The following is a 14,925-nucleotide window of genomic DNA, read 5'->3' on the forward strand; positions in this document are numbered from 1 at the left end:
ACGCGCGGTGACGGCCCGGCTTGTGGATACGGCGCGGAGCCCACGGGCCGTCACCACTAGACTGACGGCATGATTCGCCGCGTCGACCTGCGGGGCCGAGTGGCGGCCGGAGAGGTTACCGACCTCCAAGCCGAAGTGAATGCCCTCGTCCCCCGAGCCGTGTTCGACGTCGAGAAGGCTCTCGACGTCGTCCGACCCATCTGCCTGGACGTCCGCCATCGCGGCCTCGAGGCGATCAGGGAGTTCGGCGAGAAGTTCGACCATGTCCGCGTCGAGGACATCCGGGTCCCGGCCGAGGCGCTGAAGACCGCGCTCGAGGAGCTCGACCCGGTGGTGCGCAGCGCCTTCGAGGAGTCGATCCGCCGCGTTCGCGAGGTCAGCCAGGACGAGCTCACCGCCGACATCGCTTCCGAGCCCGCACCCGGCGGGCGGGTGACCCAGCGGTTCGTCCCGGTCCAGCGGGTGGGCCTCTACGTTCCGGGCGGTCGTGCGCCGCTCGCGTCGTCGGTCGTGATGAACGTCGTCCCGGCGCAGGTGGCCGGCGTACCGTCGCTGGCTGTTGCGTCGCCACCGCAGCGACCGGGGCGGTGGGGTGGGGAAGGTATCAGTCCAGCGTTCGGCGGCCTGCCGCACCCGACGGTGCTGGCGGTCTGCGCGCTACTCGGGATCGACGAGGTGTACGCGATGGGCGGCGCCCAGGCGATCGCCGGGTTCGCGTACGGGTTCGACGGTTGCCGCAAGGTCAACCTCATCACGGGTCCGGGCAACATCTACGTCGTCGCGGCCAAGCGCGCCCTGCTGGGTGAGGTCGGCATCGACTCCGAGGCCGGCCCGACCGAGATCGCGATCCTCGCCGACGACACGGCCGACCCGAAGCACGTCGCCGCCGACCTGATCAGCCAGGCCGAGCACGACCCGATGGCCGCCAGCGTCCTCGTCACGCCGAGCGAGTCTCTCGCCGCGGCCGTCGAAGCCGAGCTGCCGACACAGGTCGCGCAGACCAAGCACCACGAGCGCGTCACCGAGGCCCTGACCGGTCAGCAGTCGGCCGTCGTGCTGGTCGACGACCTTGACCAGGGCACCGCGGTCGTCGATGCGTACGCCGCCGAGCACCTCGAGATCCAGACCGTCGACGCGGAGGAGCGGGCCGGGCTGATCACCAACGCCGGCGCGATCTTCGTCGGCGGCTGGTCGCCGGTGTCACTCGGCGACTACTGCGCGGGGTCCAACCACGTCCTCCCGACGGCCGGTTGTGCCTGCCACTCGTCCGGTCTGTCCGTGCGCAGCTTCCTGAAGGCGGTCCACGTCGTCAACTACTCCCGCGACGCGCTGCACGAGGTCGCCGGCCACGTGCTCGCGCTCGCCCACGCCGAGGACCTCCCGGCCCACGGCGCCGCCGTTTCCGCCCGATTCCCCGGAGAGCACTGATGGGCCGTTTCGACGGGCTGCCGATCCGCGACGAGCTGAAGAGCTTCGAGCCGTACGGCGCCCCGCAGCTCGACGTACCCGTCCTGCTCAACGTCAACGAGAACCCGTACCCGGCGAGCGAGGAGACGGTCGCGGACATCGCGGCTGCCGTAGCGGTCGCGGCGCGCGGGATGAACCGCTACCCGGACCGCGAGTTCATGGACCTGCGCGCGGACCTCGCGGCGTACCTGGCCCGTGAGTCCGGCGCGCAGCTCGCCCCCGAGCAGATCTGGGCGGCGAACGGGTCCAACGAGGTCATGCTGCACATCCTGCAGGCCTTCGGCGGCCCCGGTCGTACGGCGCTGTCGTTCGCCCCGACGTACTCGATGTATCCGGAGTACGCGCGGGACACGAACACGGCCTGGGTGGCCGGCCGCCGGGCCGAGGACTTCACCCTCGACCCGAGCAAGGCGCTGGCCGCGATCTCCCGGCACCACCCGTCGGTCGTGCTGCTTGCCTCACCCAACAACCCGACCGGGACGGCGCTGCCGATCGAGGTGGTCGAGGCGATCGCGGCCCGGACCGCCGCGCTGGGCTCGGTGCTCGTGGTCGACGAGGCGTACGCCGAGTTCCGCCGCGCCGGGACGCCGAGCGCGGTGTCGCTGCTGCCGTCGTACCCGAATCTGGCCGTCGCGCGGACGATGTCGAAGGCGTTCGCGATGGCCGGCGGGCGGGTCGGATACCTTGCCGCGAGCAACCAGTTCGTCGACGCGCTCCGGATCGTCCGGCTGCCGTACCACCTGTCCGCGGTGACGCAGGCGGTCGCGCGGGCCGCGTTGCGGCACTCCGACGAGCTGCTCGGCCGGGTCGAGCAGCTCCGGGTCGAGCGCGACGAGACCGTCGACTGGCTGCGGGCGCAGGGCCTGCGCGCGGTCGACTCCGACGCGAACTTCGTGCTGTTCGGCACGTTCGCCGACCGGCACGCGGTCTGGCAGGCGTTGCTCGACGACGGCGTCCTGATCCGCGAGACCGGACCCGACGGCTGGCTGCGGGTCTCGATCGGCACCGGCGAGGAGATGGCCGCGTTCCGCGCTTCACTGGAGCGCATCCTCAAGACTGAAACGGGAAGGCTGACATGACCCGCACTGCGCGGATCGACCGCGAGACGAGCGAGTCCAAGGTTCTGGTCGAGCTCAACCTCGACGGCGAGGGCCGAGCCGAGATCTCAACAGGCGTTGGGTTCTACGACCACATGCTCAACGCGCTGGCCAAGCACGCGCTGCTCGACCTGCACGTGAACACTGTCGGCGATCTGGAGATCGACGCGCACCACACGGTCGAGGACACCGCGATCGGCATCGGCCAGGCTTTGAAGGAAGCGTTGGGCGACAAGCGCGGCATCCGGCGCTTCGGCGACGCGACCGTCCCGCTCGACGAAGCGCTCGTGCACTGCACCGTCGACCTGTCCGGCCGGCCGTACTGCGTGCACACCGGCGAGCCCGACGGTCAGGTCTACGCGATCATCGGCGGCGACTACGCCGGTTCGCTGACCCAGCACGTGTTCGAGACGCTCGCGTTCAACGCCGCGATCTGCATCCACATCCGGGTGCTGTCCGGTCGCGACCCGCACCACATCGTCGAGGCGCAGTTCAAGGCATTCGCTCGCGCGCTGCGGGCCGCCGCCGAGCTCGACCCGCGGCAGCCCGGCATCCCGTCGACAAAGGGTGCTCTGTGAGCAAGAAGGTCGTCCTGCTCGACTACGGCTCGGGGAACATCCGGTCGGGGGAGCGGGCGCTGCAACGCGTCGGCGCCGACGTGACGGTGACCTCGGACTTCGATCAGGCCTGCAACGCCGACGGCCTGCTGGTGCCCGGCGTCGGTGCCTTCGAGGCCTGCATGACCGGTCTGACAGCGGTCCGCGGTGATGTCGTGGTCGATCGCCGGCTGACCGGCGGTCGGCCCGTGCTCGGCATCTGCGTCGGCATGCAGATCCTGTTCGGCCGCGGTATCGAGCACGGCGTCGAGACCGACGGCTGCGACCAATGGCCCGGCACCGTCGAGCGCCTGCAGCCCGAGGAAGCCCAGCCGGTCCCGCACATGGGCTGGAACACGGTCGACGTGCCGTCCGGAAGCACGCTGTTCGACGGCATCGAGAAGGACCGTTTCTACTTCGTCCATTCGTACGGCGTCCGTCGCTGGCAGCTCGTCGACACCCGCGAATCGGTGTCCCCGCTGGTCACATGGACGACGTACGGCGGAGACCGCTTCGTCGCGGCAGTCGAGAACGGCCCGCTGAGCGCCACGCAGTTCCACCCGGAAAAGTCCGGCGACGCCGGCGCGACGCTCCTGGAGAACTGGGTCCGCTCGCTGTGAACGAGTGACACTCGTTCACTTGCCGTTCGGTTGTTGTTTACCGTACGTTCACTGGTCACCACTGCTTGTCATCGAGCTAGGAGGCCGCCCCCATGTCCAACTCCCTGTCCAGACGTCAGTTCGTCGGCCGAGCGGCAGCCGTCGGTGTCGCGGTCAGCGTGGCCGGCTCGGCCGACGCGCTCTACACCGCGCAGCCCGCGCTCGGCACGTCCGGCCCGAAGATCGGCTACGGCCCGCTGGTCGAGGACCCGGACGGCATGCTCGACCTGCCGCGCGGGTTCAGCTACCGGATCTTGTCCCGTGAAGGCACTGTGCGGTCCGACGGGCTGAAGACGCCGAGCCGGTTCGACGGCATGGGGGTCTTCCCCGACCGCGACGGCGGATCCCGCCTGGTCCGCAATCACGAGTGCAGTCCGACCTCGGCGATCAAGGTGGTCGCTCCGGCCGAGCGGACCTACGACCCGGCCGCCGCCGGCGGCACGAGCACCCTGGTGGTGGACCGGCACAACGCGACGACGAAGGAGCTCGTCAGCCTCGGCGGTACGGCGATCAACTGCTCCGGCGGACACACGCCCTGGCGCACCTGGCTGACCTGCGAGGAGACCGAACTCAAGGCCGGTGAGAGCGGCTACACCAAGGACCACGGTTTCATCTTCGAGGTCGATCCGTACGACGATCGCCGCAACGTCGGCCCGGTCGCCCTGACCGCGATGGGCCGGTTCCAGCACGAGGCGGTCGCGATCGATCCGCGCACCGGCATCGTCTACGAGACCGAGGACGCCTTCGTCGCGCCGCTCGGCGGCTTCTACCGCTTCCTGCCCGACCGGCCACGCGGCGGCTGGGGGACGCTCCGGGCCGGTGGTGAGCTGCAGGCGATGCACATCCCCGGTCTGCCGGACCTGTCCGTGGTCCAGGAGGCCGGCGCCGAGTTCCACGACGTGCAGTGGGTCAAGGTCCCGGATCCGCTGGCGACGACCGAGTCCGTCCGCGCGCAGGACTTCGCCAAGCCCATCACCGGCGGCTACAAGCTCGAGGGCTGTTGGTGGGGCGACCTGGACCGGTGCGTGTACTTCGTCTCGTCGTTCGCGCGGACCGAGCTCGGGCCGAAGGTGGACCACGACGGTCAGGTCTGGCGGCTCGACCCGCGCCAACGGACGCTCCGCCTCGAGGTGATCTTCACCCGGCCGAAGCCCGGCTCGGACGACCCGGAGTTCGATGCTCCGGACAACATCACGATGTCGCCGTACGGCGGTCTGATGATGTGCGAGGACGGTCTCGGCGAGCAGCACATCCTCGGCACCACCGAGGACGGCGAGGTGTTCAAATTCGCGCGCAACCGGGTCAACCTCGGCACGCCCGAGGAGCCGTCGTACGGCGAACTGTCCGGGGTCGGCTTCTCCGCCGACGGCCGGACGATGTTCTTCAACGTCTACAACCCCGGGATCACGTATGCGATCACCGGGCCCTGGCGTCGCCGCCGCTAGGACGTTGCGCCGGGGAAGGCGAGCGGGGCGCCGCCCCAGGTGAGTTGGCTGGTTGCGGTGCTGAGCAGGGCTTCGACGGCCCACGCGCGGACGGCGGGTTGTTCGGCGGCCTCGACGAGGTCGCCGTACACCGCGGCGATCCGGCGCTCGATGTACAGGATCAGCGCGGTGGCCGTGGCGGCGTTCGTGACCGCTTGCGGCAGGTCGTACGCCGGTTCGGCCGCGACCGGGGTCTCGCCGTCGGCGACGAGCAGCGCGCTCAGGTGATCGCGGTTGTCGCGGTGCCGCGCGAACGTGTCGGTCGCCTCCTGGAACCGGGCGCCGTTGAGCTTGCCGCCGGCCACGCCCACGCCGTACAGCGCCGCATGCTCACCGGCGAGAGCAGCCTGCAGGGCTTCGACCTGGTTCACGACTTGTCCTTCTTCGGGGTCAGCGTGGAGCTCAGCTGGGTCTGGGCGGCGGCGATCTCGGCGAGCAGGCGGGCCGGTGCGCCGGACAGCTTGGCTGCAGCGGCTGCGTTCGTGGCCGCGGCGATCGCCTCCTGCTTGGCGAGCGTCGTCAGCGCGGCCACGGAGGAGGTCGGCACGACAACGGCCTTCGCGGCCTTGGCCGCAACGCCCTCGGTCGCTTTCAGCTTCGCGAGGTGACTCGCGTGGTACTTCGCCCCGGCCGCGAGCTGGGCCCGGACCGCGGGGAACTTGCGGCTCACGTTTGCGCAGAGCTGGGACAATTGAGTCACCTGGGTCGCCGCCAGAGTGAGCGCCGCGACGACCGCCGGGTCCGCGGTCGGAGTCTCCTCGGCCGGGCTCTTCGAGGACGACGGCCCGCCGTTGACGGCACCCGGCGTACCGGCCCCGGCAGCAGCGTCGTCCTTGCAACCGGTCAGCGCGACCGCGCCGGGGACGAGGACGGCGGTCACGACGGCGGCGCGTCGGGTCAGGCGGCGTTCGAGCACGCCGGAACGATACCCGGTGACGCGCCGACACCTGCCTGGGACGAGCCGGTGACCCCGATCATCGGACCGGCCGGATATGGTGGGCTACTGCCCTTGGCGCGAACGCCTCGGGTGGAACGGGTGCACAACTGGAGAGAGAGGCAGGTCAACCTGTGAGCCGAAAGCCAGACCACACGGACACCACGAGCCTCGAGAACTTCCTGCGGCCGATCGTCGAGCAGTTCGGCTGCGACCTGGAGGAGGCGGACGTCACCCCGGCCGGCCGCCGCCGGTTGCTGCGCGTCCTCGTCGACCGCGACGGTGGGATCAGCCTCGACGACGTCGCGGACGTTACCCGGGCCATCTCCAAGGCGCTCGACGCCGACGACATCATGGGCGACGGCGCGTACACGCTGGAGGTCTCGAGCCCCGGCGTCGACCGTCCGCTGACCCTGCCCCGGCACTGGCGCCGCAATGTGAAGCGCCTGGTTGCCGTCACGCTGCACTCAGGCAGCAAGGTGACCGGCCGGATCAAGTCCGCCTCCGACGAGGCGGCCGAGCTGGATGTGAACGGCAAGGCGCGGACCGTCGCGTACGCCGACGTGGCCAAGGCCAAGATCCAGATCGAGTTCAACCGGGCTGCCGGCAACGACGAACCAGAAACACCTGCCGACGGCACGGTGGAGGAGAACTGACATGGACATCGACATGGCCGTACTGCGGTCGCTCGAACGCGAGAAGGACATCGCCCTCGAGGTCGTCGTCGAGGCGATCGAGGCGGCGCTGCTGGTCGCGTACCACCGGACCGAGGGAGCCCAGCAGCACGCCCGGGTCGAGCTGGACCGCAAGACCGGGCACGTGACCGTGTTCGCGCGGGAGCTGGCCGAGGACGGCACGCTGGCCCGTGAGTACGACGACACTCCGGCCGACTTCGGCCGGATCGCGGCGACCACGGCCAAGCAGATCATCCTGCAGCGGCTGCGCGACGCCGAGGACGAGGTCCGGTACGGCGAGTTCTCCGGCAAGGAGGGCGACATCGTCTCCGGTGTCGTCCAGCAGGGCCGCGACCCGCGCTCGGTGATGGTCGACCTCGGCAAGATCGAGGCCGTGCTGCCGGCGCCCGAGCAGGTTCCGGGGGAGAAGTACGAGCACGGCTCCCGCCTGCGGGTGTACGTCGTCGGTGTCCGCAAGGGCTTCAAGGGCCCGCAGATCACGGTCAGCCGGACCCACCCGAACCTGGTCAAGAAGCTGTTCGCGCTCGAGGTCCCGGAGATCGCCGACGGAACGGTCGAGATCACCGCGATCGCGCGTGAGGCAGGTCACCGGACCAAGATCGCCGTCCGGACGCTGAACCCGTCGGTGAACGGGAAGGGCGCCTGCATCGGGCCGATGGGTCAGCGCGTGCGCAACATCATGCACGAGCTGCACGGTGAGAAGATCGACATCATCGACCACAGCGACGACCCGGCGACGTTCGTCGGGAATGCGCTGTCCCCGGCGCAGGTTACGTCGGTCGAGGTGGTCGACGCGGCAGCGCGTGCCGCCCGCGTCGTCGTACCCGACTATCAGCTGTCGCTGGCGATCGGCAAAGAGGGGCAGAACGCCCGCCTCGCCGCCCGGCTGACGGGCTGGCGGATCGACATCCGGCCGGATACCGATGTGACGCCTGAGCCGGAGAAGGTAGACTGATCTCTCGGTCGGTCGACTGAGTCGCAACCACACCCTGAGGAATAAGTGACAGACGCGCGTCCTGGCAACGTTCGGGAGCGCACCTGCATCGGGTGCCGGAAGCGGTCCAGTCCGACTGATCTGCTGCGGATGACGGTGTCCGGAGGACTTGTCCTCCCGGATCCCGGGCGTCGGGCACCTGGTCGTGGAGCGCACCTGCACCCCACGGCGGAGTGCTTCGAGCTGGCTGTCCGGCGCAAGGCGTTCCCACGGGCCTTCCGGGTCCTGGGGCCGCTCGACGTCACCGGGCTGCACGACTACCTCGCGCAGCGTGATAATCAAGATGTACACACGGTCTGACCGGACCGTGTGACCGACATGAAGGCGGGTCATCGACTCATGACCACTCGATGAGTGTCGAACGATGAGTGCAATGCGATGAGCATGTACGTCAACTAACGGTCCGCGCCCCAGGCTCGGACCAGAGGGAGAGTAGTGGCAAAGGTCCGGGTCTACGAGCTCGCGAAAGAGCTCGGAGTTACCAGCAAGGTCGTTCTGACCAGGCTGAACGACATGGGAGAGTTCGTCCGATCGGCGTCCTCGACGATCGAGGCACCCGTCGTACGACGGTTGGCGGAAGAGTTCGAGAAGAACCCGCCGAAGAAGCGCGCGGCCAAGAAGGCCGCCGCAAGCACGTCTGCCGCGCCGCAGGCGACCGCACCGGTCGCACCTGCCGCTCCGGCACAGAGGCCGGCCCAGCCGGCTACCCCGAAGGCTCCGGCGGAGCGCCCCGCGCCCGTCGCCGAGTCGGCTCCTGCCCCCGTCGCCGAAGCTCCGGTGACCAGGGCCGAGTCTGCTCCGGTGGTCGAGTCCGCGCCGGCCGCGGCGTCGGCCCCGGCGAAGGCTGCTCCGGCTCCGGGCGCCAGGCCTGGTCCGCGTCCGGGCCCGAAGCCGGGCCCGCGCCAGACCGCTCCGGCTGAGGCCGCTCCGGTCGAAGCTGCTCCGGTCGAGTCCGCTCCGGCGGCGAAGGCCGAGACCCCGGCGTCCCCGGCGACCCCGTCGTTCGAGGCTCCGGCCGCAGCGGCATCGCAGTCGGCTCCGGAAGCTCCGGCTCCCGCCCCCCGTCGTACGGGTGGCGAGTCCGCGAGTCGTCCCGGCCCGCGTCCGGCGACGCCGGGCTCCCCGCGTCCGGGTGGCCAGGGCGGCGGTCCGCGTCCGGGTGGTCAGGGTTCTGCTCCGCGTCCGGGTGCGCCCCGTCCGGGCGGTGCCCCGCGTCCCGGTGCGCCTCGTCAGGGCGGCCAGGGCGGCGGTCCGCGTCCGGGTGCTCCGCGTCCGGGCAACAACCCGTTCAGCTCGACCCAGGGCATGCAGCGCGGTGGCGCGCGTCCGGGTCAGGGCGGCGGCGGTGGCGACAGGCAGGGTGCTCCGAGCCCGGCCGGTATGGCCCCGCGTCCGCCGCAGGGTCGTGGCGGTAACGACCGCGACCGCGGTGGCAACGACCGGCCGCGCCCGAGTGGTGTGCCCGGCGCTCCGCGCCCCAACCCGGCGATGATGCCGAAGTCCTCTGCCGGCACGTTCACCGGCCGCCCGAGCGGTCCTGGTGGTGGCGGCGGCGGTGGCGGTGGTGGCCGCGGCGGAGGCGGCGGCGGTCGTCCCGGCGGCGGTCCGGGTGCCGGTCCGCGCGGTGGTGGCGGCGGCGCCGGCGGCGGTTTCCGTCCCGGTGGCGGTCCGAGCGGCCCGCCCGGTGGCGGCGGTGGCCGTCCGGGTCCGGGCAACCGGGGTCGTGGCGGGACACAGGGCGCCTTCGGGCGTCCGGGCGGTCCGGCGCGTCGCGGCCGTAAGTCGAAGCGCGCGAAGCGCCAGGAATTCGACAACATGCAGGCCCCGGCGGTCGGCGGCGTCCGCGTCAAGCACGGTGACGGCGAGGTCGTCAGGCTTCCTGCCGGCGCGTCGCTGACGGACTTCGCCGAGAAGGTCGGAGTCGACCCGGCGTCGCTCGTCCAGGTGCTGTTCCACCTCGGCGAGATGGTGACCGCGACCCAGTCGGTCAACGAGGAGACGCTGGAACTGCTCGGCACCGAGCTGAACTACGACGTCCAGCTGGTCTCGCCCGAGGACGAGGACCGCGAGCTGCTGCAGTCGTTCGACATCGACTTCGGTTCCGACGAAGGCGACGAGGACGACCTGGCGCCGCGGCCGCCGGTGGTGACCGTCATGGGTCACGTCGACCACGGTAAGACCAAGCTGCTGGACGCGATCCGGATGGCGAACGTCGTTGCCAAGGAAGCCGGCGGTATCACCCAGCACATCGGCGCCTACCAGGTGACGACCGAGGTCGACGGCCAAGAGCGGGCCATCACCTTCGTCGACACCCCGGGTCACGAGGCGTTCACCGCCATGCGTGCCCGTGGTGCGCAGGCCACCGACATCGTCATCCTGGTGGTCGCGGCCGACGACGGCGTGATGCCGCAGACGATCGAGGCGCTGAACCACGCCAGGGCGGCGAACGTCCCGATCGTGGTCGCGGTGAACAAGATCGACGTCCCGAGTGCGGACCCGGCCAAGGTGCGCGGTCAGCTGACCGAGTACGGCCTGGTGCCCGAGGAGTACGGCGGCGACACGATGTTCGTCGACGTTTCGGCGAAGTCCCGGATCAACATCGACGGGCTGCTCGAAGGTGTCGTGCTGACCGCGGACGCGGCGCTCGACCTGCGGGCCAACCCGAAGATGCACGCCGAGGGCATCGCGATCGAGGCGAACCTCGACAAGGGCCGTGGTCCGGTGGCGACCGTGCTGGTTCAGCGCGGCACGCTCCGGGTCGGCGACTCGATGGTGGTCGGTCCGGCGTACGGCCGGGTCCGGGCCATGCTCGACGAGCACGGCAACAACGTCGAGGAGGCGACCCCGTCGCGTCCGGTCCTGGTGCTCGGTCTGACCGCGGTGCCGGGTGCGGGCGACAAGTTCCTGGTGGTCGACGACGACCGCAGGGCCCGGCAGATCGCCGAGAAGCGTGAAGCCCGTGCCCGTGCGGCCGCCAACGCCAAGCGTCGCGCCCGCCGTACCCTCGAGGACTTCATGGCCTCGATGGAGAAGGGCGAGGCCCAGGAGCTGCTGCTGATCCTCAAGGGCGACGTGTCCGGTTCGGTCGAGGCGCTGGAAGACGCGCTGGTCCGGATCGAGGTCGGCGACGAGGTGAACCTGCGGATCATCGACCGCGGTGTCGGTGCGATCAACGAGAACGACGTCAACCTGGCCATCGCGTCGAACGCCGTCATCATCGGCTTCAACGTGCGGCCGGCGGGCAAGGCCGGTGACCTGGCCGAGCGCGAGGGCGTGGATGTCCGGTACTACTCGGTCATCTACTCGGCGATCGACGACATCGAGGCCGCCCTGAAGGGCATGCTCAAGCCGATCTACGAGGAGGTCACTCTCGGCCAGGCGGAGATCCGCGAGATCTTCCGCTCCTCGAAGGTGGGCAACATCGCCGGTTGCTGGGTGACCAGCGGCCTGCTGAAGCGCAACGCGAAGGTCCGGTTGATCCGGGACGGCGCCGTGGTCGTCGACAACACCGAGTTGTCGTCGCTGAAGAGGTTCAAGGACGACGCGTCCGAGGTCCGCGAGGGCTTCGAGTGCGGTCTGACCATCAACAACTTCAACGACATCAAGATCGGTGACGTCGTCGAGGCGTTCGAGCTCCGCGAGAAGCCGCGCAGCTGATAGTTCGGTGACGGCCCGGGCCGGAAGGTCCGGGCCGTCGGAGTAACGTCCGGGGAGCCTGTAATACACAGCGTCTCCCCGGACGTACTCATGAATGAGGGAGTGAGCCCTGATGGGTGAAGCAAGGGCGAAGCAGCTGGCCGACCGGATCCAGGTGCTCGTCGCGGAGCTGCTCGAGCGCCGGGTCAAGGACCCGCGGCTGGGCTTCGTCACGGTGACGGATGCCCGGCTGACCGGTGACCTGCGCGAGGCCAGCGTCTTCTACACGGTGTACGGCGACGAGCAGGCGCGCGCGTCGACCGCCGCGGCGCTGGAGTCGGCCAAGGGCCTGATCCGCAGCGAGGTCGGCAAGGCGCTGGGGCTGCGGCACACACCGAGCGTGGCGTTCTTCCTGGACGCCGTCCCGGAGAACGCCGGGCAGATCGAAGAGCTGCTGGCCAAGGCCCGCGAGGCCGACGCCGAGGTGGCCAAGTCCGCCGCGGGCGCCAAGCCGGCCGGCGACGCGGATCCGTACAAGCACAAGGCCGACGACGAGGACGACGAGGACTGAGTACTGCGTTGACCGGTACTTTCACCCCGGCGTCCGACGGCATCGTGGTCGTCGACAAACCGGACGGGATGACCTCGCACACCGTCGTCGCCCGGATCCGCCGGCTGGCAGGCACCCGCAAGGTGGGCCACGCCGGCACGCTGGACCCGATGGCGACCGGCGTACTCGTCGTCGGCATCAACCGCGCGACCCGGCTGCTCGGCCATCTCCAGCTGGCGGACAAGTCGTACGACGCGACGATCCGCCTCGGCGCGACCACCACCACGGACGACGCCGAGGGCGAGATCGTGTCGACGTTCCCGGTCGACGGCGTGACCGCGGAGGCGATCTCGGTGGCGGTGGACGGCTTCCGCGGGGAGATCTCGCAGGTGCCGTCGAAGGTGTCCGCGATCAAGGTCGACGGCAAGCGCGCCTACGAACGCGTCCGGGCGGGCGAGGAGGTCGCACTCAAGGCTCGGGCTGTCACGGTCTCGCGGTACGACATCCTCGACGTCCGGGTCGGCGCCGACGCGATCGACGTGGACGTGTCGGTCGACTGCTCCAGCGGCACGTACATCCGGGCGCTTGCCCGCGACCTCGGCGCCGAGCTCGGCGTCGGCGGTCACCTGACGGCGCTGCGTCGTACCCGGGTGGGCTCGTTCGACCTGAAACAAGCCCACAGTCTGGAGTCGTTGGCCGAGTCCTTCGACTGGCTGCCGATCGCGGATGTTGCCGCCGGCACCTTTCCTCGGTATGACGCCGATGACGCCCAGGCCGCCGCGATCCGGACCGGACGTCCGCTGCCCGGTCTCAACCTCGAGCCGGGGCAGACCGCGATGTTCGACCCCAAAGGCACCTTCCTGGCGCTCTACGAACCCCACGGACCGATCGCGAAACCCACCGCCGTCTTCGTCAGCTGAGAATTGTCGGCGCGGTCCCGTAGCGTGCTGAAGCATGAAATACGGATTCGTGATGGCGTACGGCGACGCGCGCGATGCCGCTGAACTGGCGGTGATCGCCGAGGAGAACGGGTGGGACGGGTTCTTCGTGTGGGAGTCGATCTGGGGGATCGACGCCTGGGTGATGCTCGGTGCCGCTGCGATGACGACCCAGCGGATCCGGCTGGGCACGATGCTCACGCCGGTGCCGCGACGAAAACCGTGGGACCTGGCGGGACAGGTGTCGACCGTTGACAACCTGAGCGGTGGACGGGTGATCCTCTCCGCCGGGCTAGGCGTGACCGGGGACGAGCGCTTCTGGCTGTTCGAGGAGGATCCGGGTCGAAAGGTGCGCGCTGAGCTCCTGGACGACTCGTTGGAGATGCTCCAGCTCCTTTGGCGCGACGAGCCGTTCGACTACTCCGGCAAGCACTACCGGTCGAAGAAGGTCGACGAGCTGATGCCGCCCGCGCCGCCGCCCCCGGTGCAGCAGCCGCGGGTGCCCACGTGGGTGGTCGGTGGCTGGCCGCGGCCCAAGTCGATGCGCCGGGCCGCGCTGCAGGACGGCTGGCTACCGGCGTACGTCGGTGACGGTGAGCTGACACCGGAGCTCCTGACGCAAGGCATCGACTGGATCCGCAAGGAACGCGAGACCCACGGCCTCACGATGGACGGGTACGACGTGCCGGCCGAAGGCCACACCTCCGCCGACGATCCGGCCGCCGCGGACACGGTCCGTCCGTGGGCCGAGGCTGGTGCCACCTGGTGGATCGATGCCGACTGGTCCTCGATGGATCGCGACGTCGTCCGGCAGGCCGCCGAACGCCGCCTCAAAGCCGGACCACCCCGAGTCGACTGAGGTCATGTCTGGCAGTCCAGCGCCTACTGCGGGGCACTCGGCGCTACGGCGCTGGACTGCCAGACATGACCTGAGCACGTACGCTGGAGTGGTGCGTTCTCGTCCGACCTTGGCATGGGCCCCTGGGCCTGAAGTGCTGGCATTGGAGCCGGGGTCGACGGACATCGGCCCGCTCGCGCAGACCGTGGCCGCCGGCGGAGTCGTCGTACTGAGCGGTGCCGGCCTCTCCGCCGAGTCCGGCATCCCGGACTACCGCGGCGAGAGCGGCAGCCTGCGGACCCACACCCCGATGACGTACGGCGACTTCGTGGCCAGCGAATCCGGCCGCCGGCGGTACTGGGCGCGCAGCCACCTCGGCTGGCGCACGATCGCGCGCGCCGCCCCGAACGACGGCCACCACGCGGTCGCAGCGCTCCAGGCCCGCGGCTACCTCAACGGAGTCATCACCCAGAACGTCGACGGCCTCCACCAAGCGGCCGGCGCCCGCGATGTGATCGAGTTGCACGGCAACCTCGACCGCGTCATCTGCCTCGACTGCGGTACGACGTCCGCGCGCGAAGCCCTCGACCGCCGGCTGAAGGACGCGAACCAGGACTTCGAGGCCGAGGTCACCCGGATCAACCCCGACGGCGACGCGGAACTCCCGGCCGAGGCAGTCGGCACGTTCCAGCTGGTCGACTGCACCAAGTGCGGCGGCATCCTCAAACCCGACGTCGTCTTCTTCGGGGAGAACGTGCCCCGGCTCCGCGTCGAGCGCTGCTACCAGCTGATCGACGACGCGAACGCCGTACTCGTCCTGGGCTCGTCCCTCACGGTGATGTCCGGCTTCCGCTTCGTCCGGCACGCGGCCAAGTCGGGTACGCCGGTGCTGATCATCAACCAGGGGCTGACCCGCGGTGATCCGTACGCGACCCAGCGGGTCAATCTGCCGCTGGGCCAGGCCTTGACGGAACTGCTGGAAGAAACCACCGGGCCGAGCCATGCGTGAGGTGGCCCGGCCCGGAGTCCGCAATACG

The 14,925-nt window shown here is 70.1% G+C and carries 15 protein-coding genes; 13 read left to right on the forward strand and 2 right to left on the reverse strand.

All coding sequences use genetic code 11. The features are described 5' to 3' along the window. Positions 1-69: 69 nt before the first annotated feature. From hisD to ACQPYH_RS16915, 5 genes are all read left to right on the forward strand, one after another. Positions 70-1,428 carry a histidinol dehydrogenase gene (hisD, locus tag ACQPYH_RS16895; protein WP_432892367.1) on the forward strand — a complete coding sequence of 453 codons (1,359 nt, stop codon included), beginning with the start codon at positions 70-72 and terminating at the stop codon, positions 1,426-1,428. Next, positions 1,428-2,546, forward strand: coding sequence for a histidinol-phosphate transaminase (locus tag ACQPYH_RS16900; RefSeq protein ID WP_432892369.1), 1,119 nt, complete (start codon positions 1,428-1,430; stop codon positions 2,544-2,546). The genes hisD and ACQPYH_RS16900 overlap by 1 nt, the downstream gene beginning before the upstream one ends. Then, positions 2,543-3,142 (forward strand): imidazoleglycerol-phosphate dehydratase HisB, encoded by a 600-nt coding sequence (gene hisB / locus ACQPYH_RS16905; RefSeq protein ID WP_432892371.1) that lies wholly within the window; start codon positions 2,543-2,545, stop codon positions 3,140-3,142. Before ACQPYH_RS16900 ends, hisB begins: the two co-directional genes overlap by 4 nt. Further along, positions 3,139-3,780: an imidazole glycerol phosphate synthase subunit HisH gene (gene hisH, locus ACQPYH_RS16910; RefSeq protein WP_432892373.1), complete on the forward strand. Its 642-nt coding sequence runs from the start codon at positions 3,139-3,141 to the stop codon at positions 3,778-3,780. The genes hisB and hisH overlap by 4 nt, the downstream gene beginning before the upstream one ends. Before the next feature lie 92 nt (positions 3,781-3,872). Next, a complete protein-coding gene (locus ACQPYH_RS16915; RefSeq protein WP_432892374.1) occupies positions 3,873-5,264 on the forward strand; it encodes an alkaline phosphatase PhoX in 1,392 nt (463 codons plus the stop codon). On the opposite strand, the gene ACQPYH_RS16920 is transcribed toward ACQPYH_RS16915, so the two are convergent. Next, complete coding sequence (locus ACQPYH_RS16920; RefSeq protein WP_432892376.1) at positions 5,261-5,674, reverse strand: ferritin-like domain-containing protein; 414 nt, start codon at positions 5,672-5,674, stop codon at positions 5,261-5,263. The genes ACQPYH_RS16915 and ACQPYH_RS16920 overlap by 4 nt on opposite strands. Continuing rightward, complete coding sequence (locus ACQPYH_RS16925; RefSeq protein WP_432892377.1) at positions 5,671-6,219, reverse strand: cell division protein FtsK; 549 nt, start codon at positions 6,217-6,219, stop codon at positions 5,671-5,673. Before ACQPYH_RS16925 ends, ACQPYH_RS16920 begins: the two co-directional genes overlap by 4 nt. A 152-nt stretch (positions 6,220-6,371) precedes the next feature. Between ACQPYH_RS16925 and rimP the strand changes: the two genes are divergently transcribed. The 8 genes from rimP to ACQPYH_RS16965 all read left to right on the forward strand — a co-directional run bounded on the left by rimP (position 6,372) and on the right by ACQPYH_RS16965 (position 14,897). Then, the gene (rimP, locus tag ACQPYH_RS16930) at positions 6,372-6,893 is read left to right on the forward strand and encodes a ribosome maturation factor RimP (protein ID WP_432892379.1); all 522 of its coding nucleotides are present in this window, start codon (positions 6,372-6,374) and stop codon (positions 6,891-6,893) included. 1 nt (position 6,894) lies between these two features. Next, on the forward strand, positions 6,895-7,887 hold the full coding sequence (gene nusA / locus ACQPYH_RS16935; protein WP_134098372.1) for a transcription termination factor NusA: 993 nt from the start codon (positions 6,895-6,897) through the stop codon (positions 7,885-7,887). 129 nt (positions 7,888-8,016) lie between these two features. After that, a complete protein-coding gene (locus tag ACQPYH_RS16940) occupies positions 8,017-8,226 on the forward strand; it encodes a YlxR family protein (RefSeq protein ID WP_432892382.1) in 210 nt (69 codons plus the stop codon). A 135-nt stretch (positions 8,227-8,361) separates the two neighbouring features. After that, entirely contained in the window at positions 8,362-11,583 is a 3,222-nt protein-coding gene (gene infB / locus ACQPYH_RS16945; RefSeq protein ID WP_432892384.1) for a translation initiation factor IF-2, read from the forward strand. A 112-nt stretch (positions 11,584-11,695) separates the two neighbouring features. After that, positions 11,696-12,133 carry a 30S ribosome-binding factor RbfA gene (gene rbfA / locus ACQPYH_RS16950; RefSeq protein ID WP_432892386.1) on the forward strand — a complete coding sequence of 146 codons (438 nt, stop codon included), beginning with the start codon at positions 11,696-11,698 and terminating at the stop codon, positions 12,131-12,133. A gap of 68 nt (positions 12,134-12,201) precedes the next feature. Beyond that, on the forward strand, positions 12,202-13,032 hold the full coding sequence (gene truB / locus ACQPYH_RS16955) for a tRNA pseudouridine(55) synthase TruB (protein WP_432894418.1): 831 nt from the start codon (positions 12,202-12,204) through the stop codon (positions 13,030-13,032). 34 nt (positions 13,033-13,066) lie between these two features. Then, positions 13,067-13,909 carry an LLM class flavin-dependent oxidoreductase gene (locus ACQPYH_RS16960; protein ID WP_432892388.1) on the forward strand — a complete coding sequence of 281 codons (843 nt, stop codon included), beginning with the start codon at positions 13,067-13,069 and terminating at the stop codon, positions 13,907-13,909. Positions 13,910-14,000: 91 nt separating this feature from the next. Next, the gene (locus ACQPYH_RS16965) at positions 14,001-14,897 is read left to right on the forward strand and encodes an NAD-dependent protein deacetylase (protein ID WP_432892389.1); all 897 of its coding nucleotides are present in this window, start codon (positions 14,001-14,003) and stop codon (positions 14,895-14,897) included. Positions 14,898-14,925 lie beyond the last annotated feature (28 nt).

The organism is Kribbella sp. CA-245084, from assembly GCF_050942355.1.
GTDB lineage: Bacteria > Actinomycetota > Actinomycetes > Propionibacteriales > Kribbellaceae > Kribbella.

Bases quoted from the DNA above. Each gene is read 5' to 3' on its own strand.
- hisD (WP_432892367.1), top strand. From the start codon at position 70: ATGATTCGCCGCGTCGACCTGCGGGGCCGAGTGGCGGCCGGAGAGGTT.
- ACQPYH_RS16940 (WP_432892382.1), top strand. From the start codon at position 8,017: ATGACGGTGTCCGGAGGACTTGTCCTCCCGGATCCCGGGCGTCGGGCA.
- ACQPYH_RS16915 (WP_432892374.1), top strand. From the start codon at position 3,873: ATGTCCAACTCCCTGTCCAGACGTCAGTTCGTCGGCCGAGCGGCAGCC.
- truB (WP_432894418.1), top strand. From the start codon at position 12,202: ATGACCTCGCACACCGTCGTCGCCCGGATCCGCCGGCTGGCAGGCACC.
- nusA (WP_134098372.1), top strand. From the start codon at position 6,895: ATGGACATCGACATGGCCGTACTGCGGTCGCTCGAACGCGAGAAGGAC.
- ACQPYH_RS16900 (WP_432892369.1), top strand. From the start codon at position 1,428: ATGGGCCGTTTCGACGGGCTGCCGATCCGCGACGAGCTGAAGAGCTTC.
- rbfA (WP_432892386.1), top strand. From the start codon at position 11,696: ATGGGTGAAGCAAGGGCGAAGCAGCTGGCCGACCGGATCCAGGTGCTC.
- hisB (WP_432892371.1), top strand. From the start codon at position 2,543: ATGACCCGCACTGCGCGGATCGACCGCGAGACGAGCGAGTCCAAGGTT.
- ACQPYH_RS16960 (WP_432892388.1), top strand. From the start codon at position 13,067: ATGAAATACGGATTCGTGATGGCGTACGGCGACGCGCGCGATGCCGCT.